This window comes from Agrobacterium burrii (genome assembly GCF_017313405.1).
Taxonomy (GTDB): Bacteria; Pseudomonadota; Alphaproteobacteria; order Rhizobiales; family Rhizobiaceae; genus Agrobacterium; species Agrobacterium burrii.
Genome location: NZ_JAFLNA010000015.1, coordinates 1 through 21,542, shown reverse-complemented (window position 1 = coordinate 21,542; position 21,542 = coordinate 1). Strand labels below are relative to the sequence as shown.

The window sequence follows — 21,542 nt, the reverse complement described above, 5'->3', positions numbered from 1 at the left end:
GTTCAGCGCAGGCGGGTGCCGTCGCTATCGAAAAGAAAGGCCTTGCGGGCGGAAAGGCCGACCGTCAGCCGGTCGCGATTGCCGACATCGCGCGATTCCGGCCGCTCGATGATAAGCTGCTCGTCGCCTGCGGTGCGGGCATAGACATAGCTGGTATTGCCGAGATGTTCGGCGACATCGACATGCACGGTGAGATCGGCATCACCCCCACCCGCATCGGCAAAATGTTCGGGCCGGATGCCGAGCGAGACTTTGCTTCCTTCGTTCAAACGGTCCCTTATCGGCAGGGTCAGCCGCACCGCGGGATCGCTGTCGAGCGACAGCGTGGCGCTCTCCGCGCCGCCGCCGATGATGGTGGCGTCGAGAAAATTCATCTTCGGCGAACCGACGAAACCGGCGACGAAGCGATTGGCGGGATCGTCATAGAGATCGAGCGGCGCGCCGACCTGCTCGATATTGCCCGCCCGCAGCACGACGATCTTGTCGGCCAGCGTCATCGCCTCGGTCTGGTCGTGGGTCACGTAGATCATCGTGGTGCCGAGCTGCTTGTGCAGGCGCGAGATTTCCACGCGCATCTGCACCCGCAGCTCCGCATCGAGGTTCGACAAGGGCTCATCGAACAGGAAGACCTGCGGTTCGCGCACGATGGCGCGGCCGATGGCGACGCGCTGGCGCTGGCCGCCGGAAAGCTGCTTCGGCCGGCGCTGCATCAATTCGTTGATCTGCAGGATGTCGGCGGCGCGGCTGACGCGCTTTTGCGTATCGGCCTTCGGATTGCCGTTCATTCTAAGGCCGAAGGACAGGTTTTCGGCCACCGTCATATGCGGATAAAGCGCATAGGACTGGAACACCATGGCAATGCCGCGATCGGCCGGATCGGCATCGTTGACCGTCCTGCCGCCGATGCTGATATCGCCGTCCGAAATATCCTCCAGCCCGGCGATCATGCGCAGCAGCGTGGATTTGCCACAGCCGGAGGGGCCGACGAAAACGACGAACTCGCCATCGGCAATATCGAGATCGGCGCCGTGGATGACTTCCAGCGCGCCATAACGCTTGACCACGTTCCTGAGCGAAAGTTCCGCCATGCGGCCTCCCCTTACTTGACTGCCCCGGCGGAAATGCCGGCGATGAAGTGGCGCTGCAAAGCCACGAAAACCACGAGGATGGGCGCGGTGAGCAACACCGCCCCCGCCATGATGCCGCCCCATGACACTTTGGTAAGCCCGATGAGGGTGCCAAGCGCCACGGGAGCGGTCATCATTCCTGGGCGGGAATTGATGAGAAGCGGCCAGAGATAATTATTCCACGAGGCCAGGAAGAGAATGATGGAGAGCGCCGCCATGGTGGGCCGCGCCAAGGGCAAGGCGATGCGCAGGAAGATCTGCCATTCCTTGACGCCTTCCACCCGTGCCGCATCGAAAAGCTCCGTCGGCATCATCGAGAAGGATTGCCGCATGAACAAAACGCCGAGCGAGTTGAACAGCGGCGGCACGATCAGCGCCACCCAGGTGTTGGCGAGTTTGAACTCCCGCGCCACCATGATGAATTGCGGAATGACCACGACCGCGAAAGGCAGAGTGATGGTGCCGAGAATGATGGCGATCACCACCCCGCGACCGGCAAAACGATACCGCGCCAGCGCCCAGCCCGCCATCGACGTCAGGAACACCGAAAGAACGGTATAGATGACCGCAACGGTGATCGAGATGAACATGGCCCGCAGGAAATTGGTGTCCGCCTGCAGGTTCTGGAAGTTCTCGATGAAGTTGGTGGAGGGCACCAGCACGATATCAGGGCTGAAAATGCCATAATCCGGCATGGTCGAGAACACGAACATCATCCACAGCGGAAACAGCCAGATGATGGCAAGTGGCGTCAGCGCCGCATGCAGCGCGATCTTCTGCCAGAAAAGCGTTCTGGATTTCGATCTCATTTCGGCTCCCTCCCGACCCAGAGATTAAGCAGGGAAATGGCGATGGCGAGCGCCGCCATGGTGTAGGCAATGGCCGAGGCATAACCGAAATTGAGCGAGGTGAAGCCCTGCCGGTACAGGAACAGCCCCAGCGTCTCCGTGCCGCCGCCCGGCCCGCCCCTGTTAGTGATGAGGAAGGGTTCTGCGAAAAGCTGCATGGTGCCGATGACCGACAGGACGACGCAGAAGAGGATGATGGGTTTAAGCAACGGCAGCGTGATGTAAAAGAACTGCTGGCGCTTGCTGACCTTGTCCAGCGTCGCCGCCTCATAGACATCGCCGGGGATGGATTGCAGCCCGGCGAGGATGATGATGGCGTTATACCCCGCCCACCGCCAGGTGACGGCGATGATGACCAGCGCCATGGCCGCATTGGCATTGTCGAACCAGGAAATGGGTGAAAGGCCGACAGAGGTGATGAGCTTGTTGATGATGCCGAAATCGGCGCTGAACATCAGCCGGAACACTGCCGCATAGGCGACTTCGCCGACGACCACAGGCGCGAAGAAGGCGAAACGGTAAAGCGGCCGCACCTTCAGGAGCGGCGAATTCAAGAGAACCGCCATGACGGTGGCGAGCGCGATCATGACGGGCACCTGAATGACCAGAATGATCAGCGTATTGTAGAGTGCATTATAAAATGCCGGATCGGCAACCAGCCGCCCCCAGTTCATGGAGGGTGCGAACCGCCACGGATTGATGCGCGTATTCTGGAACGACAGCATGAACGAGCTGATGATCGGCCAGACCCAGAAGGTGGCGAAAATCAGGAGATAGGGCGCGAGGAACGCATAGGCGATCCTGTTCCTAGACGGCATGACGACCTCCAGATGCCGGATGATAAGCCGGATAAATGGAAAGAGCTTGGAAGAGGCTGGCCCCATTTCAGGGCGAGGCCATAGCAAGGCAGTGCGGCAGGTTTCTTCTCCCCGAGGGGGAGAAGGTGGCCCGAAGGGTCGGATGAGGGGGCAACGCCAGTGACAAATCGCACCCTTGCCCCCTCATCCCGCTGCCGCGGACTTCTCCCCCTCGGGGAGAAGAAATTCGTGGCACCCGCTCGGCCCATAAACCGTCGGCTTATTCCGCGACGGGCAAACCCGTGGCCGTTTCAATCTGCTTGGCCGCATCATCCAGCGCCGCTTTCGCATCCGGATACCCGCCTGCGAAATATTTCGTCTGCGTCGCCTTGTAGATCGCATCCGCATCCGACTGGAACGCGGTGCCACGGCTCGGCACGATCTTCGGCAGGGTCGCCAGAATATCGCTCCACACCGCCTGCCCGCCCCAATAGGGCTGCTTTTCCTTGACGAAAGGATCGTCAATGGCGGAAAGCAGCGATGGAACGAGGCCGAAGGATTTCAGCATCGTCACCTGCCCCTCATTGGTGGTGAGCGCGTAATCGATATATTTCCACGCCGCTTCCTTGTGCTCGGAGGTCGAGCTGATCGCCAGTGACGAGCCGCCGAGATTGGCCGCATGCGGACCATCGGGCGTCAGGCTCGGCATGAGATACACGCCCCATTTTCCGGATAGATCGGGAGAACCGGAGCGAACCGTGCCTTCATACCAGGCGCCATACATCTGACTTGCGGCCTTGCCGGCCGTATTGGCCTGAATTTTCTCATCCCAGATCGCGGCCGTGATGATGCCCGCATCCTTCATTTCCTTGACCTTTTCAAGGGTCGCGACACAGGCCGGCTTGTTGATGGTAATGCCTGCGCCATCGGTCGAAAAGTAACCGCATCCCTGCTCATTGGCGATCATGCGGAACCATTCGCTGTCGCCGTTGAAATCGGCCTGCGCCATGACGGTGCCGGGATTGGCGGCCATGACCTTCTTGCCGGCGGCGATGAAATCATCCCAGCTTTTAATGGTTGCCGGATCGACACCTGCCTTCTCATAGAAGTCGCGGCGATAAAACACTGCCACTGGACCCGAGTCCCACGGAACGGCGTAGGCGGTGCCGTCAACCTCCAGCTCCGTGCGCTTGAAATCCGGAAAAAGCGCCTGTTTCTCAGGCGTGTAGCCAAGCTCGGTCAGATTGGCAAAACAGTCGGGAAAACGGCTCCAGAACAGCTCCGCCTCAAAATTCTCGACGGTGACTATGTCGGGAAGACCATCGCCACCGGCCGCACAAGCTGCCAGCGTCTTGTCAAAAACCTGATTGTTTCCAAGGTCTTCAACGACGATCTTGATGTCAGGATTCTGTTTGTTGAAGCCTTCCACCGTGGATTTCAGCGCGGAAGCCGCGACATTCCAGCTCCAGATGGTGACGGTTTCTGTTTGCGCGAAAGCCGGGGCTGCGAGGAGCACCAGAGCCGTAGACGCGCCAAGAAATTTAAAGCACATTGAAAACCTCCCTTTTTTCAATTGCCGTTCTTTAGCGAACATGGGCACATTAGCGGCGGCAGGAAATCTGTCTCGTAAAAAGGGAACATCGATTTGGCGGAAAGTAAGATTGCCGAAAGAGCCTTCTATCAGCCGGGTGCAAGCAGCATCGAAGGCATGCCGACGACGCTGCAGCTTTTTCACAATCATCCGCCCATCATGCTCCGGCCCCACTGGCACGCGCAGGTAGAGGTGAATTACGTGATGTCGGGATCGGTGCATTACCGCATGGGCGATCATGACCTGACGCTCAATGCCGGGCAGATGTGCATCTTCTGGGGCGGACAACCGCACCAGATGGATCGCTCTTCCGACGATTCCTTTTATACCGGCGCGCACCTGCCGCTGGTGCATTTTTTCCGCATGCGCCTGCCCGCCGCCGTCTCCGGCCTGTTGATGGGTGGTGCGACGATGGTGAGCGGTGAGACGGACCGGGCCGACGCGGAAAATTTCGGCCGCTGGTTCCGCTACGTCACCTCGGGCGATCCGGCCAAAGCCCAGCACGCCGTGGAGGAATTGTTGCTCAGGGTCGAGCGCATGTTCCTTGAGCCCTATTCCATCATCTCTGCCGCCGTGAATGGCAAACGGGAGAGCGATGACGAAGGCATGGCGCCCTCCATCGGCGTGGTGCGCATGTGCGATTTCATCGCCGCCAATTTTCTCGACGACATCGACGCGACCGAGATCGCCCGCGCCGCCTCGCTGCATCCGAAATATGCGATGAACCTGTTTCGCAAATCCACCGGCATGACGCTGATCAAATATCTGACACTGCTCAGGCTTTCCCGCGCGCAGGCGATGCTGATGACCGGCAAGGACAATATATTGCAGATCGCCATGGAAAGCGGCTTCGGCTCCGTCAGCGCCTTCAACAAGGCGTTCCGCCAGATTGCCGGCATGTCGCCTTCCGATTTCCGCCGCGACATGCGCGCCACGGCGGCTTAATCGTCCAAGACTTCCCGATCGGAGAACGCAGCACTACGCTGCCGCGCCGCCTGACGATAGGCCCGGGGCGAACTGCCCAGCATCCGCCGGAACATGGTGGTGAAGGCGGGTATGTTTTCATAGCCGGCATCGAGCGCGACATTGGTTACGGCCTCTCCCGCCGCAAGCCGGGGCAATGAGGCGAAAATGCAGGCCTGCTGTCGCCATGTGACGAAGCTCACTCCCAGCTCTTTGCGAAACAGCCGGGTAAACGAGCGCCGGCTGATGCCCATGGCCGCCGCCCAGTCATCGATCTCCACCCGCGCCACGGGCTTTTTCAGGAAATCGCGGCAGAGGGTGGCCAGCCGCTGGTTGTCGGGAAATGGCAATCCGAGCGGCCGTTCAGGCAAGCGATTGACCTCATCAAGCAAAAGCGCCCGCACCAGACCCTGCCTGTGAAAAGCGGCTGGCTGGTGTTCTTCGCCCAGCAGCTCCGAGATCAGGCTGGAGGCGAGATCGGTTATTTCAACGACCCGTGGAGCCTCTGCCTGGAACAGATCGGGATGGACGTAGATCGAGTGCATCTCCACCGTGGAGATGATCTCGGCCTCATGTTGCAGCCCGGCGGGAATGAGCAGCCCGTGGCCGGGCGGTATCATCCAGCGCCCATCCGCGGTGCTGACCAGCACGACACCCTGACGCGCGCACCATATCTGCACCCGGCTATGGCTGTGCGGCGGCGTCCGGTGTCCCGTGGGATAAACGCGGTGAAGCGCCAGCACCGGTTCATTGGTGCCGTCGATCAATTTCAGGCTGCGCTCATGCTCCTCCAGGCTCACACCCAGCGGCTGCCGCGATTTGATTTTTGCCATTTGGCCCACTCACAAAGAAAATCGTCCAGAACACAAATGCAGGCCAGAAACAATATGAATAAAAGCGGGAGGAAATAAAGACATGATTCCCGTCTTCCGCCGGGAACCCAAGAGGACTACATCATGGCCACCGTCACCAGCGCCGGGTTTAACCCGCAACGCACGGCGTTTTCGATCATCGCAGCCGCCAGCTTCTGCCACATGCTGAACGACATCATGCAATCGCTGCTGACGTCGCTTTATCCATTGCTGAAAGCCAATTACGCGCTCGATTTCATGCAGATCGGCCTGCTCACCTTCGCTTTTCAGGTCACCGCCTCGCTGCTGCAACCGGTCGTCGGCATGGTGACCGATCGCTGGCCCATGCCGTTCTCCCTGCCGGTCGCCATGCTCTCCACCTGCGCCGGCCTCATCACGCTCGCCTTCGCCCATAGTTTCGAAGTTCTGGTGATTGGCGCCTGCCTCATCGGTATCGGCTCGGCCATCTTCCATCCGGAGGCCTCCCGCGTTGCCCGTCTGGCATCCGGCGGCCGTCATGGTCTGGCGCAATCCTTCTTCCAGGTCGGCGGCAATACCGGCACGGCCATCGGCCCGCTGCTGGCCGCCTTCATCGTCATCCCGCTCGGCCAGTCCAGCCTCAGCTGGTTTTCAGTGATTGCGCTTGTTGGTTTTGGCGTATTGTCCTGGGTCGGCGTCTGGTACACCCGCCACCGGCGCGCGAATGTCGGCAAGGCCCCGGCCAGCCGCACCCTGCCGCTCGCACGCGGCACCGTGATGATGACGCTGGCCGTGCTGGTGGTTCTGACCGCGACCAAAAACGCCTATCTCGCCAGCCTTTCCAGCTACTTCACCTTCTACACGATTGAGAAGTTCGGCCTTGGCGTACAGGATGCGCAGGTTCTGCTGTTCCTCTTCCTCGGCGCTTCGGCCTTGGGCGTGTTCTTCGGCGGCCCGATCGGTGACCGGTTCGGTTCACGCGTCGTCATCTGGTTCTCGATCCTCGGCGTCATTCCCTTCGCGCTGATGCTGCCCTATGCGAACCTGTTCTGGACGGCCATTCTCGTCGTCGTCATCGGCTTCGTGTTCTCCTCCGCCTTCTCGGCCATCGTCGTCTTCGCGCAGGAGCTGGTGCCGGGTCGTGTGGGTCTCATCGCCGGCATGTTCTTCGGTTTCGCCTTCGGTTTCGGCGGCATCGGGGCTGCGGTTCTCGGCGTCTATGCGGATAAGGAAGGCATCGAATTCGTCTACCGCATCTGCTCCTACATGCCGCTGCTCGGCCTGTTGACGGTGCTTTTGCCCAAACTGCCAAGCCACCGCTAAGAGCTTCGCGTTCAACGCTTTTCAACACGGCGGTCACCTGTGATACTCAGGTGACCGCCGTAATCCGTTGAGCAAAGCCCTATCCATGCAAATCCCTATAAAATCGATCCTCGTTTTCCACGCCGCGGCAAGGGCGGGCAGCATTTCGCGGGCGGCGGAAGAGTTGAGCGTGACGCCTTCGGCCGTTTCCCAGCAGATCCAGTTGCTGGAAGGCCAGCTTGGTACGACCCTGATGGCGCGGGCGGGCCGCAAGGTGACGCTGACGGAAGCCGGCGAGCGTTATTTCTCGATGATCACCGCCCAGATCGAGCAGATATCAGACGCCACCGACAGCATTCGCGGCTTCCGTTCGGTCACGACGCTGACGATCCGGGCGACGCCCACCATTTCCAACAAATGGCTGCTGCCGCGCCTCGGCTCTTTTCTGGAGGAGCATCCCGAACTGGAAGTGCGCCTCGACGGCACCAATGAACCGACCGATTTTTCGCAGGAACTCGTCGATATCGAGCTTCGCCATGGCGATGGCCGCTGGCCGGGCCTCTTCGTGGAAGGGCTGGTGGAAGAAGAATTCCTGCCGGTCTGCTCACCAAACCATCCGGGTGCGGGCAAATTTCTGCCAGAAGACTTGCAGAACCAGCGGCTGATCCACTCGGTCAAGGCGCAGGCGCAATGGAACCACTGGTTTCCGCTGGCGGGCGTGACAGCCGAAAAGCGCTGGCGACGTGTCCTGTTCGACCGCAGCCATATGGCCATCGATGCCGCCGTGCTCGGCATCGGCGTGGCGCTGGAAAGCACCTTGATGATGGAGCGGGAGCTGCAGGACAAAATGCTGGTCCCGGCCGTGACGGACGCGCCGCGTATCAAGCTCGTGACGCAATGGATCGTTTGCCCGCATTCCCATCTGCGGCAGAGAAAAGTGACGCTGTTTCTGGAGTGGATGCGAAAACAACGCGACGAGTGGCAAACCCGTCGCGTTGTCTGATGTTTCAGGCAGTCCGGCTCCGCGTCAGTAAAGACCCATCAGTCGGATCGGCGCGAGTGTCAGATCCGGGAACAGCACGAGGGCGAGGATTGCGGCGACAAGGATGGACATCGGCGCAAGCGAGCCCTTGATCACATCCTCGATCGACATTTTCGCCACCTGCGCCACCGCAAACAGGCATACACCGACCGGAGGCGTGACGAGCCCAAGCGTCAGGGTGATGACCATGACGATCAGGAAGTGGATCGGATCGACCCCAAGCGAGACGGCCGGCGGCATAAGCACCGGGATCAGAATGAACATGGCGGCAATCGCATCCATGAACATGCCGACGACGATGAGGAACAGGAAGATCAGAACCATCGCCATGGTCGGCCCGGTGCTGATATGGCCAAGGAAAACCGCAACCTGCGCCGGCAGGCCGTCAAAGGTGAAAACCCAGGCCGCCAGTTTCGCCGTCGCTGCGATGAACAGGATCGAGCCGGATGTCCGCGCCGTCTCCATGAAGATGCCGAGCAGCGCCGAAAACGGGATCGTGCGGTAAAGTATGACGGCCAGAAACAGCGTGTAGACAACGGCAATGCCGGCCGCTTCCGTCGGCGTGAAATAACCATCGACAATACCGATCAGCAGGATCACCGGCGTCAGCATCGGCAGGATGGCCGCAAGGCCGGTCGTCACCACACGCCGGACGTTGAACGGCGTGGGCGGATTAAAGCCGTTACGCACCGCATAGATGTGATTGTAGACCATGAAGACGAATGCGAGGAACAATCCCGGCACCAGCCCTGCCACGAGCAGGGTTCCGATGGAGGCGTTCGCGACCGAGCCGGCGATGACGATGAGGATCGACGGCGGGATGATCGAGGAAAGCGTGGAGGTGCAGAGCGTCAGCCCCACGGCATATCCCTTCGGAAAACCGTGACGCTCCATGGCCTTGATCTCGATAGCGCCGATCGAGGCGATATCGGCAACGGACGAACCGGAGACACCGCCGAAAATCACCGACGAGGCGACATTGACGTGGCCGAGACCGCCGGGAAGCCAGCCGACAATCGCCTCGGCAAAGTCAAACAGCCGTTCGGCGACCTTGCCCCGTTCCATCAGAACACCGACAAGAATGAAAAGCGGCACCGCGACCAGAAGGAAGGAGTTCATGCCCGAAAACATGGTTTGCGCCAGAAGGTCCATCGGCATCGACGTATAAAGCGCGATGGAGGCGACGCTGGCCAGTCCGAGTGCGACGGCAAGCGGAACGCCGAAGGCGCTCATGAGAAGGAAAAGTCCAAGCAGCGTCAGGCTCATGGCCGTTTCTCCATATTTCCAGCGACCAGATCGGCATCGGCCAGAGGCTGCGGGCCTTCCGGCAGCTCGATGCGGTCGCGATACTGGCGCAGGGATTCCACGATGGCGGCAATGCCGAGAGCGGCGCTGAGCGGAATGATGACGCCGATCATCCACATCGGCGTGGCAAGCGTCGCGGCAGCTTCATTCATCACATATTGCTGGCGCACCAGCGTCCAGCCCGTCCAGATCATCAGGCCGAAAAAGACGACCGACGACAGAACGTAGATGGGCAGCGCGAGACGCCGCACGAAGGCCGGCATCAGAGCAATGAACACCGTTACCCGCGCCATGTCGGCGGTGCGGAAGCTGCCCGCCACACCCAGGAACACCATCCATATGAAAAGATATCGTGTCGCTTCCTCGGTCCAGGAAACCGGGGTTCCCCACATACGGGTCGATACCTGCAAAAGCACGACGGCCAGAACCCCGATGGCGGCCAGACCGGCCAGCACGTCGGTCGCCAATCTGATGACCCTGCCGAAAAATGATGACGTTTCGTCCATAAATCTGTCCTCCCGACCGGACCGGCTGCGCGCCGGCCCGGAAGACCTGATTGCCTTATTTCTTGCCGACGGCGGCAATGGTCTTGTCAAAGAAAGCCTGATCCTTCACCAGCCCGGCAAAGACGGGATAGAGGCCCTTTGAGACTTCCACGAACGCCTTCTGCTGCTCTGGCGTCAGGCGATTGACCTCCATGCCGTGTTTTTGCAGTTCGGCGATCGTCGTTTCCGCGCTCGAGGCGTCGTTTTGCACCTTCCACACTTCCGCTTCCTTGGCCGCCTCCTCGACGGCTGCCTTGTGCGCATCGCTGAGCGCATTGAACTTGGCGGGGCTGATGCCCAGCACCCAGCCGTCACCCATGTGGTTGGTGATCGAGACGTATTTCTGCACCTCGTAGAATTTTGCCGACAGCGGCACGTTGATCGGGTTTTCCTGCCCGTCGACGACTTTCAGCTGCAGGGCATTATAGACCTCGGCAAAGGCGAGCGGCGTTGGTGCGGCGCCCATCTTCTTGAAGAATTCCACCCAGAGCGGATTGTTGGGAACGCGGAACTTCAAACCCTTGAGATCATCCGGCGAGGTTATCGGGCGCTTGGAATTGGTCATCTGGCGGAAGGGGCGCGGCCACAGATCCACCGCCTTGATGCCGATCTTTTCCAGCCCGGCAATCAGCTCCTTGCCCTGCTCACCTTCCAGATAGGTGCGAAGCTGTTCTTCATCGTCAAAAAGATAGGGAATGGAAATCGCCGAAAAACGCGGGTCGAAATTCGCATAAAGCGATGTCGCCAAAAGCAGCATGTCGAGCGATCCGCCCGCCAGCTGTTTGACGGCGCCCGATGGATCGCCGCCATACAGCGAACCGTTCGGGAAGACCTTGACGGTGACTTCGCCATTCGTTTTTGCCGACACCAGCTCCGCGAACTTGTTGGCGGCCAGCGTAATTTCGGAATTGTCCGGATCCGGCGTCGAAAGTGTCAGCGTTTCCGCCTGAGCAATCGATGCGACCAGCATGGTGGCGGCGAGAGCCAGCCCGTAAAGTTTTGAAATTTTCATGTGTTCCTCCCTTTGTTGTCTCTAGACTGTTTCGCGCGTTCCTCCGAACGCGTTTATGCGTTTAATTTCAAGGATCACGCCGCTGTGATCAAGCTCGCCCGCACCATGCTCGACCATGGAGCGGAACAGCCGGTCAACCTCCTCGCCGACCGGTAACTTCAGGCCACGGCTTTTGGCGAAAGCCAGCGCCGTGGACGTATCCTTCACCTGATATTTCGCCGGCCCGCCGGGGCGGAAATCGCCCTCCACCATGCGTTTGCCGTGCTGGCGGAAAACGGTGGAATCGGCAAAACCGCCAAGCAGAGCCTGCCGCACCTGCGCCGGGTCGGCTCCCCCTGCTTCAACCAGCGTCAAAGCTTCGGCAACGGCGCAGATTGTCGAGGCGACGATCAGCTGGTTGGCAAGCTTGGCCAATGAGCCGCAGCCCACCGGCCCAACATGGGTGACGCGGCCAAGGCAATTGAGGAGTGGCCGCAAGGCGTCCACATCCCGCTGCTCTCCGCCGGCCATGATGGCGAGCGTTCCTTCAATCGCCCCTTTTTCACCGCCGGAAACCGGTGCGTCGACATAAGCGACGCCATGAGCTTTTGCCGCCTCTGCCTGTTCCCGTGCGCTGTCGACCGGGATGGAACTCATCACCAGCAGAATAGCACCGGGCTTCATGACGGAAACGACACCCGAGGCACCGAGCAGAACCTCGTCGCAGACCGGCCCGGAACTCAGCATGCAGATGACGACATCGGCTTCGGCCGCAGCTTCGGAAGCCGTGGCCGCCGGCTGCACGCCCTTTGCCGCCAGAACCGCAGCTTTTTCAGCGCTGCGGTTCCAGGCCTTGACGGAAAACCCGGCCTCCGCCAGACGCCCCGCCATGGGGGCGCCCATGATACCCGTTCCGATAACGGCGATCTGGCGAATGTCAGCCATCGTTTCCATCTTTCAGAGCCATTGCCGGTTTAAAAAGCGTACAGGCAGTTCTTCTTCGATAAGTGCGGGAAACGCCTCGCGGAACCGGTCGAGATGCGGTGTTTTCAGATGGTCGTCAAAAGCATGACGGCTGTCATAGACCTCATAGAACACCACATTGTTTCCCGTTTCCGGCCGCACCACGTCGAATTGCCGGCAACCCGGTTCGTCCTGAACCGAATGGGTGGCGTCATCGCGCGCGGCGGCGAGAAAGGCGTCCATCGAACCGGGCTTCACCCGAAATTCCGCGATCACCACAAAAGCACCGTTCGACATTTCGGTTTCTCCGCCCATTACGCCGCAGCGTCTTTTTGCGGGCGGAAGTTGTTTTCCATGTCCTGACGGAGCTTCACCACATCAAGATCGTTCACCAGTTCCACATCGTCGAAGCTGACGATCTGGTCCTTCTTGATGGCGCGCTTTAGCTTGACATTATGGGCAAGGCCGATCGGCAGCGCCTTGATATCGAGGCTGCGGGTGGCCGGAATGGCGTTGGCCCAGACCGCGTAACCGCCCTCCCCATCAAGCATTTCGCCAGGCTGCATATCCTTCTTCGCCGTGGCCACGGCATCGCCGCGGAACTCCTTGGAGCAACCGGTGGCTTCGTTACGCAGCACGGCGGACAACACGCTGATCGAGGTTTCCAGACCAATGATGTGGAACGGACGCCACATGGAGGCGTACCAGCCGGACGGATCGGTCAGCAGGCCATATTGCTTGAAGCAGGCGCGGGCATATTCATTATGCGCCTTGAAGGTGACGAAAACGCCGTAACGGATGTTGTTGAACACCTCGCGTCCGTCAGGCTCCTGGCTCGCGGCGATGTCCACGAGGCCGGAACGCGCCATGCGGCCGCCATCGGCTGCGGGGCGGAAGACGCGTGCCAGATCGTGCAGGCCGGCGGGCGGGAAGGCCAGGCCGTCATCCGGGCAATCCAGACCCGTGCCGTTGGCGACCGCCGCCATTTCGATGGCCGCCTTGGTGCCGTCGGTGAAGGAATTGTACATTTTCGGATTGAAGTCGCCCTTGGCCACTTCCTCGTCCGTCCAGCCAAAATAGCTCCAGACCGTGTCCGGTGTCGAATAACGATAACGCGGCTCGAAATTCATGCCCTTGCCGGCGGAGACCACCTCGAAACCGGAAGCCCGCGCCCAGTCCACCAGCTCGCAGATCAGCGCCGGCTGGTCGCCATAGGCCATGGAATAGATCAGGCCCTTGGCCCGCGCCTTTTCAGCCAGGATCGGCCCGACCATGACGTCGGCTTCCACATTGACCATGACGACATGTTTGTTGTGTTCGATGGCGCCGAGCGCATGGCGCGCACCGGCCAGCGGGTGGCCGGTCGCCTCGATGACGCATTCGATTTCGCCGCAGGCGAAAAGCTCGTTCACATCATCGGTAACATAGGTCTTGCCGCTTTTCAGCGCGTCGGCGCAGCTCGTCGCATCATAACGCTCCTTCGGCCAGCCGACGCGTTCCAGCGATTCGCGGGCCTTGCCGACATTGAGATCGGCAACGGCGACCATATGGAAACCGGCGATGCGCTGCGCCTGCGCCAGCACCATGGAGCCGAACTTGCCGGCACCGATGAGACCAACCCGGACAGGTTTGCCGCCGGCTGCACGCGCTGACAGAAGAGAATAGAGATTCATGTTTTGACATCCTTCGCTGGGGAAATTGCTGGCGAGAGTGTCCAGTCTGCCCGGCGAAGGCCATGCGATACCGAGGCTGCGAAGGGTCAACCCTCGCGGCACCGGCGACATGACGTTTCTGCGTTCCTCCCGGATCCCGGCACGCCTTTGCGCCGGCTCTCGCGGTCGCCTCCCAAAGCAACCTTGAGAACAGAGTAGGAGCGTTCAAATATTAGTTCTATTTAGAAAATCAGATTTTTCGTTTAATTTTTCTAACAGATCATCAGGCCGATTTGCGCAGCATCAGATCGGCGCTGAGGAGGATGCGCTCCCGCATCCGGGTGGCGGCGTCATCCGCCTCCTCGTTCATCTTCTGTAGCAGAAGCTCGATCGACAGCCTGCCGATCTCGTTGTAATTCTGCGCCACCGTGGTGATCGGCGGACAGGCGTAACGCGACAGCGGGTGGTCGTCATGGCCGGCGACCCTGAGATCGTAATCCGCGCCATGGCCGACCCTGATGCCCTTCTGGAAAGCGGCGGCAATAACGCCGAAGGCGATACGGTCGTTGGAACACAGGATAGTGCGCGACGGCAGCAGTTCGGTCCGGTCCAGGAATCGGCCGGCCTCATCAAAAGCGAAACGCTCGAAATCCCAGGTGACGATATCCGGCACCTCAAGCACATGCGGTTCTAAACCGAGACGCTGCATCGCCTCCACATAAGCGGTGCGGCGTGTCGCGGCGTTGGTGTTGACCTGCGGCATGTCAAAGAAACAGGGCGGTTCACCCGAACGGCAGAGGTAATCCACCATCAGCCCCACGCTCTGGCGATTATCGGTGCCGACAAAGGCCGAGGTCTCATCGAGCGGCGAATCGACATAAACGATCGGAATGCTGGCCGCGAGCTGCTCCAGCGTGGCGCGGTGCGATTTGACGCCGAGCGGGGCGATGATCGCGCCCGCGACATTCATCGACTTGAAGGTGCGGATGGCGCGGTCTTCGATTTCCGCCTTGCCATCCGACGACAGCACGAAGGCGAGGAACCCCGCCTCGTTGGCGATCAGCTCGATACGGCTCGTCAGCGCCATATAGAAGGGGTCGGTCGAATTCGGAATGATGATGCCGATGATATTGGAGCGGCGGCGGTTGAGGTTGACCGCGAAGATGTTGGGCCGAAAGCCCGATTTCTTCAGCGCTTCCTCGATGGCGTCGCGCGTCTTCTTGCGGACCGAGGCCGGATCATTGAAGTATTTCGAAACGGTCGGGCGGGAAAGGCCGACGAATTCCGAAAACTCTTCCATCGTCCTGATAGATTTGGCCAAAGTGCTTGCCCCCATGAAATATTACATGTGGTACTCTATATCGACCGGCCTTCGCACGAAAAGCCGGTCGAACGCGGTTATCAACGGCCAAAAGATCATTCGGCCGCAAATTGCACTTTCATCGTCGCCGGATCGGACGGTTTTTTCGTAAAGAACGGCAGCATCTCCGCAAGCGGCAGCCGATGCGACACCAGCCGCGCCATGACATCACCATCCGTCTCCAGAATGGCAAGCGCCTGCGGTATGTTGCGGTTCAGCGAATGCGACCCGACAAGCTTCAGCTGACGCCGGAAGATTTCGAAGGGTGCCACCGAAATGCGGGCATCCGGCGCGCAGACACCGAAGAACAGCGCGGTGCCGCCATCCGCAACCAGCGGGATCATCGCTTCCGCGACGGGGGCAATACCCGTCGCATCGGCCACAAAATCGAAAGATTTTACTTGCCGAAGCAGTGCTTCCGAGCCGGAAACTGCCACCTTAAGCCCGAGACTTTCGGCAAAGGCAAGTCTGCTTTCATTGATATCGGCCATCGTCACCGTCGCAATGCCGCGTGCTTTCAGCGACAGGGCAAGCAGCAGGCCGATGGGACCGGCACCGAACACAAGTGCGCTTTCAGGCACGGCCCCACTCTCGCCAATGCCAGCACTCTGCATGCCGTTGACGACGCAGGCGAGCGGTTCGGCAAGCGCTGCGACATGATAGGGCATGGAACCGATGCCATGCAGGTGATCCGCGCGCACCACGCTGAATTCCGCAAAGCCGCCATTGTGGGAAACGCCATAGGCCTTCAGCGTGCTGCAAAGATTGGTCAGCCCCTTCCTGCAACTGGCGCAGGCGCCGCAGGGCAGATTGGGATCGACCACCACCCGGTCGCCGGCCCCGAAGCCTGTCACATCGGAAGCCACGGCCGCAACTTCGCCGGCATATTCGTGCCCCGGGATAACGGGAAACGCACCGTCACCATAACGCGCATGCAGCACGTCTATATCGGTGTGGCAAAGCCCGGAAGCCTTGACCCGGACAAGCGCATGTCCCGGCGGCAGATCGGCGACGGGAAGGTCCGCCAAAACGGCGCGTCCCTTCTCGACGAATTGAATGACATGCATGGTCATCTCCGGCTTTTCAGCTCATCCAGTTGCCGCCATCGACATTATATGTCTGGGCGAGAATATAATCGCTGTCGGCGGAGGCGAGGAAAACCGCCAGCCCCTTGATGTCGTCAGGCGTGGCGAAACGGCCGATCGGCACGGATTTGGCCACCGCCGCCTTCTTCTCGCCGGGCTTCAGGCCTTCCCATTTGGCGAAATGCGCATCGACCACTTCCCAATGCTCACCATCCACGACACCGGGCGCAATGGCGTTGACATTGATGCCATGCTTGACCAGCGCCAGCGCCGCCGACTGCGTGGCGGAAATGATCGCCGCCTTGGAGGCGCAATAAAGCGTGACCAGCGCCTCGCCGCGCCGTCCGGCCTGGCTTGCCATATTGATGATCTTGCCGCCGCGCGCCCGGGCGATCATCACATTGGAGACAGCCTTCATCATGAACAACGGCCCCTTGAGATTGATGTCGAACACCCGCTCATAACTCTCTTCGGTAATGCCGTTGATCGGCGCCATATCGAAGATCGCGGCATTGTTGACGAGAATATCGATGCCGCCGAATTCCTCATCCACCGCCTTCACCACCGCATCGATCCCGGTGAGGTCGGTCACATCCAGCCGCACCGCCTTTGCCGAGGGGCCAATGGCGGCGGCGGACGCCGTCGCGCGGGCGATATCGATATCGGCGATGATGACCTTTGCACCCTCAGCGGCAAAAGCCTGTGCAAAACCAAGGCCGATACCGCGGGCGGCGCCGGTAATCAGCGCGACCTTGTTGTTCAATCTCATGTCGATCTCCGTGATGCATGGCGGGCAGTCGATGAATTCGGCCCTGCGTTTGTTGTTAGATGCGATTTTTCCACCCCCCTCATTCCTGTGCTTGTCACAGGAATCCAGCCGACGCGTGTCTACGCGGCGAGTGAGTCTTTTCAGCCCAAGGACTTGGGCTGGCTGGTTTCCTGTGACAAGCACAGGAATGAGGGCGGCGGGTGTGTGAAACCACCCATGCCGCCCGCCACCAGGAGGCGAACGGGCGGCACGCCGGGAGGACGCGGCTACTTGATGTAGCCCGCGCGGGTCATGTCACGCTCGACCTGTTTCTGCGCGCCTTCCAGCGCCGCATCGACGGTCTGCTGGCCGGAAAGGGCTGCCGCGATCTGCTGGCCGACAACCGTACCGATGGACTGGAACTCCGGTATGGCGACGAACTGCACGCCGGTATAGGGCACCGGATCCTTGGTCGGCTTGGACGGATCGGCGGACATGATGGCCTTCAGCACCGTATCCGCAAAGGGCGCGGCCTTCTTGTATTCCGGCAGGTCATAGGTGGATTTGCGCGTCCCCGGCGGCACCGCGACCCAGCCTTCACTTTCACCAACCGTCTTTACATAGGACTTCGAAGTCGCCCATTTGACGAAGGACTTGGCGGTTTCAAGCTTCTTCGTACTGTTCGGGATCGCAAGGTTCCACGACCACGACCAGCTGGACCCGTTCGGCGTCGCTTCGACCGGCGCGCGCGTGAAAGCGGTCTTGTCGGCAACCTGGCTCTGCTTGGGGTCATAGACGCGGCCCGCCGCCGAGGTGGCGTCGATCCACATGGCGCAACGGCCGGAGGAAAACAGGGTCTGGTTCTCGTTGAAGCCGTTGGCGGCCGCACCGGGCGGACCATAAGAGGTCATCAGCGCCACATAATCGGCGATCGCCTTTTTCCACGGCTCGCTCGTCAGCTGCGGTTTCCAGTCCATGTCGAACCAGCGTCCGCCATAGGTATTGATCATGGTGCCGAGGAAGGCCATGTTTTCGCCCCAGCCCGGCTTGCCGCGCAGGCAGATGCCATATTGCTGTTTCGACTTGTCGGTCAGCTTGGCGGCGAAATCCTTGATCTGGGTGTAGCTCGGATTGTCCGGCATCTTCAGGCCGGCGGCGTCGAACAGGTCCTTGCGGTAAAGCGTGAACGAGCTTTCGGTGTAGAACGGCACGGCATAAAGCTTGCCGTCCACCGTCAGGCCCTTTTTGATCGGGTCTAGCAGATCGGCGTAATCGTAGTCGTCGCCGAGATCGTCGACCGGGGCCAGCCAGCCCTGCTTGCCCCAGATCGGCGCTTCGTAACCGCCGATGGTCATGACGTCGAACTGGCCGCCATTGGTGGCGATATCGGTGGTGACCCGTTCGCGCAGAACATTCTCTTCCAGCACGATCCAGTTGATTTTATTTCCAGTTTCCTTCTCCCAGGCGCTGGAAAGCTTCTGCATGATGATCATGTCGCCATTGTTGACGGTGGCGATGTTGATTTCTTCCGCCTGTGCCAGCCCGGCCAGAAGGCCTGCTCCCACCACAGACGACGACAGAATTCCGATGAATTTGTTCATGAGACCCGCTCCTCCTTTACGGATGTCCACGCACAACAATACATGCGTAAATTTTTTATCTCGCAAAATCGCGCTTGTTGTCAACATCCAAAAATAAACGAGGACGTGACAACGCTTGCGCAAAAGACATTAAACCTTTGTTTTAAAGTGAATAGTGTCAAAAAAAATTATTAACAAGCCGATTTCTCTTGCTGCGACGCAACATGTTTTTCATCATTTAATATCTTGACGCGCGTAAATTTTTAACTGATATCCGGAAAACAACGGACCCGAATGCCGGGGATTTTCGCCCGTCGGAAGGATGGGAGCCGACTGCATATGGAGGAGACGATGAGGCAGGCATCCGCACTGGCGCCGCACATGAAAGGCCCGACCATCACGGCCGGCGAAATCCTCGTGGAGATCATGGCGACGACGGTGGGCAACGGTTTTCTGGAGCCGCAGACGCTGATCGGCCCTTTTCCGAGCGGCGCGCCCGCCATCTTCATCGACCAGGTGGCGCGGTGCGGCGGGACCGCCGGCATCATCGCGGCGGTGGGCGACGATGATTTCGGCCGCCTCAACATCGAGCGGCTGCGTCGCGACGGCGTGGATGTCTCGGCCATCGCCACCATAGCGGACCGCCCCACCGGCAGCGCTTTCGTGCGCTACCGCGAGAACGGTGCGCGGGATTTCGTTTTCAACATCGCCCATTCGGCGGCCAGCGAAACGCGGATGACCGATGACGCGCAGGCGCTCATCGAAAAGGCGGGCCACGTTCACGTCATGGGATCGGCTTTTGCGATTGCCGGCATTGGCGCGATCATTGTCGAGGCGATCAGAAACATCAAGGCGCGCGGCGGTTCGGTTTCCTTCGATCCGAACATTCGCAAGGAACTGGCGCAGGGCGACGAAGGCCGCAGGCTGATCGATGACCTCCTTGGCGTCACGGACCTCCTGCTGCCCTCCGGCGAAGAGCTCCAGGCCGCCTCGGGTCTGGATGACGAGGACGCGGCGATCGAAAAGCTGCTCGCGTCGGGCATCGGCGAGATCGTGCTGAAACGCGGCGCTAACGGCGCAAGCCATTTCAGCCGCGCCCATGGGCGCATCGACGCCCCCGGCCTGAGGGTGGAGGAAATCGACCCGACCGGTGCCGGCGACTGTTTCGGCGCAACCTACCTCACCTGCCGCCGCCTCGGCATGCATCCCCGACAGGCGCTCGCTTATGCAAACGCATCAGGCGCCCACAACGTCATCAGGCGCGGCCCGATGGAGGGTGCCGCCAGCCTTGCCGAACTCGACGCCTTCATCGCCACACAATTGTCGGAGGAAACGCTATGACCGGCGTTCTGGAAAATCTCGCCACGGCGCGTCGCGCCGGCAAACCCGCGGGCATCACGTCCGTCTGTTCGGCCCACCCCGTCGTGCTGCGCGCCGCGATCCGCCGCGCCGCCGCCAGCAAGACAGCCGTGCTGATCGAGGCGACCTGCAATCAGGTCAATCATCTCGGCGGTTATACCGGCATGACGCCGCGTGACTTTATCGCCTTCGTCAACGCCATCGCTGCGGAAGAAGGGCTGCCCGGCGCGCTTTTGATTTTCGGCGGCGATCATCTCGGCCCCAACCCGTGGCGCCGGGAGAAGGCCGAGGAAGCGCTGACAAAAGCCGCCGCCATGGTCGAGGCCTATGTGACCTCGGGCTTTCGCAAGATCCACCTCGATGCCTCGATGGGCTGCGCCGGTGAGCCGGCGGCATTGGACGACGTAACGATTGCCCACCGCGCCGCAAAACTCGCGGCCGTCGCCGAAAAGGCCGCCGCTGAGGCCGGCCTGCCCAAGCCGCTTTATATTCTCGGCACCGAAGTGCCTGTTCCGGGCGGCGCAGACCACGTGCTCGACACGGTCGCACCAACGCAGCCGCAGGCGGCGCGCAACACCATCGATCTGCACCGCGAAATATTCGCGCAGCACGGTCTTTCGCAAGCGTTCGAACGGGTCATCGCCTTTGTCGTGCAGCCCGGCGTGGAATTCGGCAGCGACAATGTCGTCGCTTATGATCCGCAGGCGGCCACAGCGCTCAGCGCCGTGCTGGACGGCGAACCGCAACTGGTCTTCGAAGCCCATTCGACCGATTACCAGACGGAGACCGCGCTCGCCGCCCTCGTGCATGACGGATATCCGATCCTCAAAGTGGGACCGGGCCTGACCTTCGCTTACCGGGAAGCGCTTTACGCCCTTGATATGATCGCCTCCGAAATGGTCGGCTCTTATGGTGAGCGGCCGCTGGCGCGGACCATGGAAAAACTGATGTTAAGCGCACCGGGCGACTGGCAGGGCCATTACCATGGTGACGACATCACGCTCCGATTGCAGCGCCACTATAGCTACAGCGACCGCATCCGCTATTACTGGACACGCCCGGAAGCGCTTGCAGCCGTTTCCGCCTTGCATAAGGCGCTGGATGGGAAGACTATTCCCGAAACCCTGCTGCGCCAATATCTCGGCGAATTGCCGCTCGCAACGGTTGCGGGCGAGGACGCGCAAGAGATTTTGATCGCGGCTGTGGATCAGGTGCTGGCGACCTATCACGCGGCGACGGGCGAAGGCCGCCACTGACGGCAATCATAAATCCGGATGCCCCTGCGGCAGAGGCCGCCGGAGCGAAATGGGGGAAGTGCGAGCGGTTTCATCTGAAATCCCGCTCAAACTTATAACTGTATTCGTGAGGGAGGACTACCAATGGCAACACGAAACACGAGCGGCCTTGCGCGGGTAATGCTTGCGCCATCGGTGCTGTTATTGCTGGTGTGGATG

At 60.4% G+C, this 21,542-nt stretch carries 20 protein-coding genes; 5 read left to right on the top strand and 15 right to left on the bottom strand.

What is annotated here, in order from left to right; genetic code table 11:
• Window positions 1–2: 2 nt before the first annotated feature.
• The 4 genes from JZX89_RS23125 to JZX89_RS23110 all read right to left on the bottom strand — a co-directional run bounded on the left by JZX89_RS23125 (window position 3) and on the right by JZX89_RS23110 (window position 4,324).
• Window positions 3–1,088, bottom strand: a complete 1,086-nt coding sequence (locus JZX89_RS23125) for an ABC transporter ATP-binding protein (RefSeq protein WP_207135437.1) — start codon at window positions 1,086–1,088, stop codon at window positions 3–5.
• Window positions 1,089–1,099: 11 nt separating this feature from the next.
• Complete coding sequence (locus tag JZX89_RS23120; protein ID WP_153516691.1) at window positions 1,100–1,936, bottom strand: carbohydrate ABC transporter permease; 837 nt, start codon at window positions 1,934–1,936, stop codon at window positions 1,100–1,102.
• Window positions 1,933–2,793 (bottom strand): carbohydrate ABC transporter permease, encoded by an 861-nt coding sequence (locus tag JZX89_RS23115; RefSeq protein ID WP_149901465.1) that lies wholly within the window; start codon window positions 2,791–2,793, stop codon window positions 1,933–1,935. Before JZX89_RS23115 ends, JZX89_RS23120 begins: the two co-directional genes overlap by 4 nt.
• A 259-nt stretch (window positions 2,794–3,052) precedes the next feature.
• Window positions 3,053–4,324 (bottom strand): ABC transporter substrate-binding protein, encoded by a 1,272-nt coding sequence (locus JZX89_RS23110; protein ID WP_207135436.1) that lies wholly within the window; start codon window positions 4,322–4,324, stop codon window positions 3,053–3,055.
• 93 nt (window positions 4,325–4,417) lie between these two features.
• On the opposite strand from JZX89_RS23110, the gene JZX89_RS23105 reads away from it, so the two are divergent.
• The gene (locus tag JZX89_RS23105; RefSeq protein ID WP_149901467.1) at window positions 4,418–5,308 is read left to right on the top strand and encodes a helix-turn-helix domain-containing protein; all 891 of its coding nucleotides are present in this window, start codon (window positions 4,418–4,420) and stop codon (window positions 5,306–5,308) included.
• On the opposite strand, the gene JZX89_RS23100 is transcribed toward JZX89_RS23105, so the two are convergent.
• Window positions 5,305–6,159, bottom strand: a complete 855-nt coding sequence (locus tag JZX89_RS23100; protein WP_207135435.1) for an AraC family transcriptional regulator — start codon at window positions 6,157–6,159, stop codon at window positions 5,305–5,307. The genes JZX89_RS23105 and JZX89_RS23100 overlap by 4 nt on opposite strands.
• Before the next feature lie 123 nt (window positions 6,160–6,282).
• Here JZX89_RS23100 and JZX89_RS23095 point away from each other — a divergent pair, with 123 nt between their 5' ends.
• The gene (locus tag JZX89_RS23095; RefSeq protein ID WP_207135434.1) at window positions 6,283–7,479 is read left to right on the top strand and encodes an MFS transporter; all 1,197 of its coding nucleotides are present in this window, start codon (window positions 6,283–6,285) and stop codon (window positions 7,477–7,479) included.
• An 85-nt stretch (window positions 7,480–7,564) separates the two neighbouring features.
• Window positions 7,565–8,461 (top strand): LysR substrate-binding domain-containing protein, encoded by an 897-nt coding sequence (locus JZX89_RS23090; protein ID WP_207135433.1) that lies wholly within the window; start codon window positions 7,565–7,567, stop codon window positions 8,459–8,461.
• A 24-nt stretch (window positions 8,462–8,485) separates the two neighbouring features.
• On the opposite strand, the gene JZX89_RS23085 is transcribed toward JZX89_RS23090, so the two are convergent.
• The 10 genes from JZX89_RS23085 to JZX89_RS23040 form a co-directional block, all read right to left on the bottom strand.
• On the bottom strand, window positions 8,486–9,766 hold the full coding sequence (locus JZX89_RS23085) for a TRAP transporter large permease (RefSeq protein WP_149901471.1): 1,281 nt from the start codon (window positions 9,764–9,766) through the stop codon (window positions 8,486–8,488).
• Window positions 9,763–10,311: a TRAP transporter small permease gene (locus JZX89_RS23080; RefSeq protein WP_207135432.1), complete on the bottom strand. Its 549-nt coding sequence runs from the start codon at window positions 10,309–10,311 to the stop codon at window positions 9,763–9,765. The genes JZX89_RS23085 and JZX89_RS23080 overlap by 4 nt, the downstream gene beginning before the upstream one ends.
• A 55-nt stretch (window positions 10,312–10,366) precedes the next feature.
• Window positions 10,367–11,362, bottom strand: coding sequence for a DctP family TRAP transporter solute-binding subunit (locus JZX89_RS23075; RefSeq protein WP_149901473.1), 996 nt, complete (start codon window positions 11,360–11,362; stop codon window positions 10,367–10,369).
• Window positions 11,363–11,383: 21 nt separating this feature from the next.
• Window positions 11,384–12,286: an NAD(P)-dependent oxidoreductase gene (locus tag JZX89_RS23070; protein WP_207135431.1), complete on the bottom strand. Its 903-nt coding sequence runs from the start codon at window positions 12,284–12,286 to the stop codon at window positions 11,384–11,386.
• A 12-nt stretch (window positions 12,287–12,298) separates the two neighbouring features.
• Window positions 12,299–12,601, bottom strand: a complete 303-nt coding sequence (locus JZX89_RS23065) for a putative quinol monooxygenase (RefSeq protein WP_207135430.1) — start codon at window positions 12,599–12,601, stop codon at window positions 12,299–12,301.
• A gap of 17 nt (window positions 12,602–12,618) precedes the next feature.
• Window positions 12,619–13,977 carry an NAD(P)H-dependent oxidoreductase gene (locus tag JZX89_RS23060; RefSeq protein ID WP_207135429.1) on the bottom strand — a complete coding sequence of 453 codons (1,359 nt, stop codon included), beginning with the start codon at window positions 13,975–13,977 and terminating at the stop codon, window positions 12,619–12,621.
• Between the two features lie 262 nt (window positions 13,978–14,239).
• Window positions 14,240–15,256, bottom strand: a complete 1,017-nt coding sequence (locus JZX89_RS23055) for a LacI family DNA-binding transcriptional regulator (protein ID WP_207135520.1) — start codon at window positions 15,254–15,256, stop codon at window positions 14,240–14,242.
• A 116-nt stretch (window positions 15,257–15,372) separates the two neighbouring features.
• Window positions 15,373–16,383 carry a zinc-dependent alcohol dehydrogenase family protein gene (locus tag JZX89_RS23050; RefSeq protein WP_207135428.1) on the bottom strand — a complete coding sequence of 337 codons (1,011 nt, stop codon included), beginning with the start codon at window positions 16,381–16,383 and terminating at the stop codon, window positions 15,373–15,375.
• Between the two features lie 16 nt (window positions 16,384–16,399).
• Window positions 16,400–17,170 (bottom strand): L-iditol 2-dehydrogenase, encoded by a 771-nt coding sequence (locus JZX89_RS23045; RefSeq protein ID WP_207135427.1) that lies wholly within the window; start codon window positions 17,168–17,170, stop codon window positions 16,400–16,402.
• A gap of 266 nt (window positions 17,171–17,436) precedes the next feature.
• A complete protein-coding gene (locus JZX89_RS23040) occupies window positions 17,437–18,750 on the bottom strand; it encodes an ABC transporter substrate-binding protein (protein WP_207135426.1) in 1,314 nt (437 codons plus the stop codon).
• A gap of 330 nt (window positions 18,751–19,080) precedes the next feature.
• On the opposite strand from JZX89_RS23040, the gene JZX89_RS23035 reads away from it, so the two are divergent.
• Window positions 19,081–20,070 carry a tagatose kinase gene (locus JZX89_RS23035; protein ID WP_207135425.1) on the top strand — a complete coding sequence of 330 codons (990 nt, stop codon included), beginning with the start codon at window positions 19,081–19,083 and terminating at the stop codon, window positions 20,068–20,070.
• Entirely contained in the window at window positions 20,067–21,344 is a 1,278-nt protein-coding gene (locus JZX89_RS23030) for a D-tagatose-bisphosphate aldolase, class II, non-catalytic subunit (RefSeq protein ID WP_207135424.1), read from the top strand. The genes JZX89_RS23035 and JZX89_RS23030 overlap by 4 nt, the downstream gene beginning before the upstream one ends.
• Window positions 21,345–21,542: the final 198 nt, after the last annotated feature.

What these genes read in the sequence shown, in the direction of transcription:
- JZX89_RS23125 (WP_207135437.1), bottom strand. Translation starts at nt 1,088, where the DNA reads ATGGCGGAACTTTCGCTCAGGAACGTGGTCAAGCGTTATGGCGCGCTG.
- JZX89_RS23120 (WP_153516691.1), bottom strand. Translation starts at nt 1,936, where the DNA reads ATGAGATCGAAATCCAGAACGCTTTTCTGGCAGAAGATCGCGCTGCAT.
- JZX89_RS23115 (WP_149901465.1), bottom strand. Translation starts at nt 2,793, where the DNA reads ATGCCGTCTAGGAACAGGATCGCCTATGCGTTCCTCGCGCCCTATCTC.
- JZX89_RS23110 (WP_207135436.1), bottom strand. Translation starts at nt 4,324, where the DNA reads ATGTGCTTTAAATTTCTTGGCGCGTCTACGGCTCTGGTGCTCCTCGCA.
- JZX89_RS23100 (WP_207135435.1), bottom strand. Translation starts at nt 6,159, where the DNA reads ATGGCAAAAATCAAATCGCGGCAGCCGCTGGGTGTGAGCCTGGAGGAG.
- JZX89_RS23095 (WP_207135434.1), top strand. Translation starts at nt 6,283, where the DNA reads ATGGCCACCGTCACCAGCGCCGGGTTTAACCCGCAACGCACGGCGTTT.
- JZX89_RS23090 (WP_207135433.1), top strand. Translation starts at nt 7,565, where the DNA reads ATGCAAATCCCTATAAAATCGATCCTCGTTTTCCACGCCGCGGCAAGG.
- JZX89_RS23085 (WP_149901471.1), bottom strand. Translation starts at nt 9,766, where the DNA reads ATGAGCCTGACGCTGCTTGGACTTTTCCTTCTCATGAGCGCCTTCGGC.
- JZX89_RS23080 (WP_207135432.1), bottom strand. Translation starts at nt 10,311, where the DNA reads ATGGACGAAACGTCATCATTTTTCGGCAGGGTCATCAGATTGGCGACC.
- JZX89_RS23075 (WP_149901473.1), bottom strand. Translation starts at nt 11,362, where the DNA reads ATGAAAATTTCAAAACTTTACGGGCTGGCTCTCGCCGCCACCATGCTG.
- JZX89_RS23070 (WP_207135431.1), bottom strand. Translation starts at nt 12,286, where the DNA reads ATGGCTGACATTCGCCAGATCGCCGTTATCGGAACGGGTATCATGGGC.
- JZX89_RS23065 (WP_207135430.1), bottom strand. Translation starts at nt 12,601, where the DNA reads ATGTCGAACGGTGCTTTTGTGGTGATCGCGGAATTTCGGGTGAAGCCC.
- JZX89_RS23060 (WP_207135429.1), bottom strand. Translation starts at nt 13,977, where the DNA reads ATGAATCTCTATTCTCTTCTGTCAGCGCGTGCAGCCGGCGGCAAACCT.
- JZX89_RS23055 (WP_207135520.1), bottom strand. Translation starts at nt 15,256, where the DNA reads ATGGAAGAGTTTTCGGAATTCGTCGGCCTTTCCCGCCCGACCGTTTCG.
- JZX89_RS23050 (WP_207135428.1), bottom strand. Translation starts at nt 16,383, where the DNA reads ATGCATGTCATTCAATTCGTCGAGAAGGGACGCGCCGTTTTGGCGGAC.
- JZX89_RS23045 (WP_207135427.1), bottom strand. Translation starts at nt 17,170, where the DNA reads ATGAGATTGAACAACAAGGTCGCGCTGATTACCGGCGCCGCCCGCGGT.
- JZX89_RS23040 (WP_207135426.1), bottom strand. Translation starts at nt 18,750, where the DNA reads ATGAACAAATTCATCGGAATTCTGTCGTCGTCTGTGGTGGGAGCAGGC.
- JZX89_RS23035 (WP_207135425.1), top strand. Translation starts at nt 19,081, where the DNA reads ATGAGGCAGGCATCCGCACTGGCGCCGCACATGAAAGGCCCGACCATC.
- JZX89_RS23030 (WP_207135424.1), top strand. Translation starts at nt 20,067, where the DNA reads ATGACCGGCGTTCTGGAAAATCTCGCCACGGCGCGTCGCGCCGGCAAA.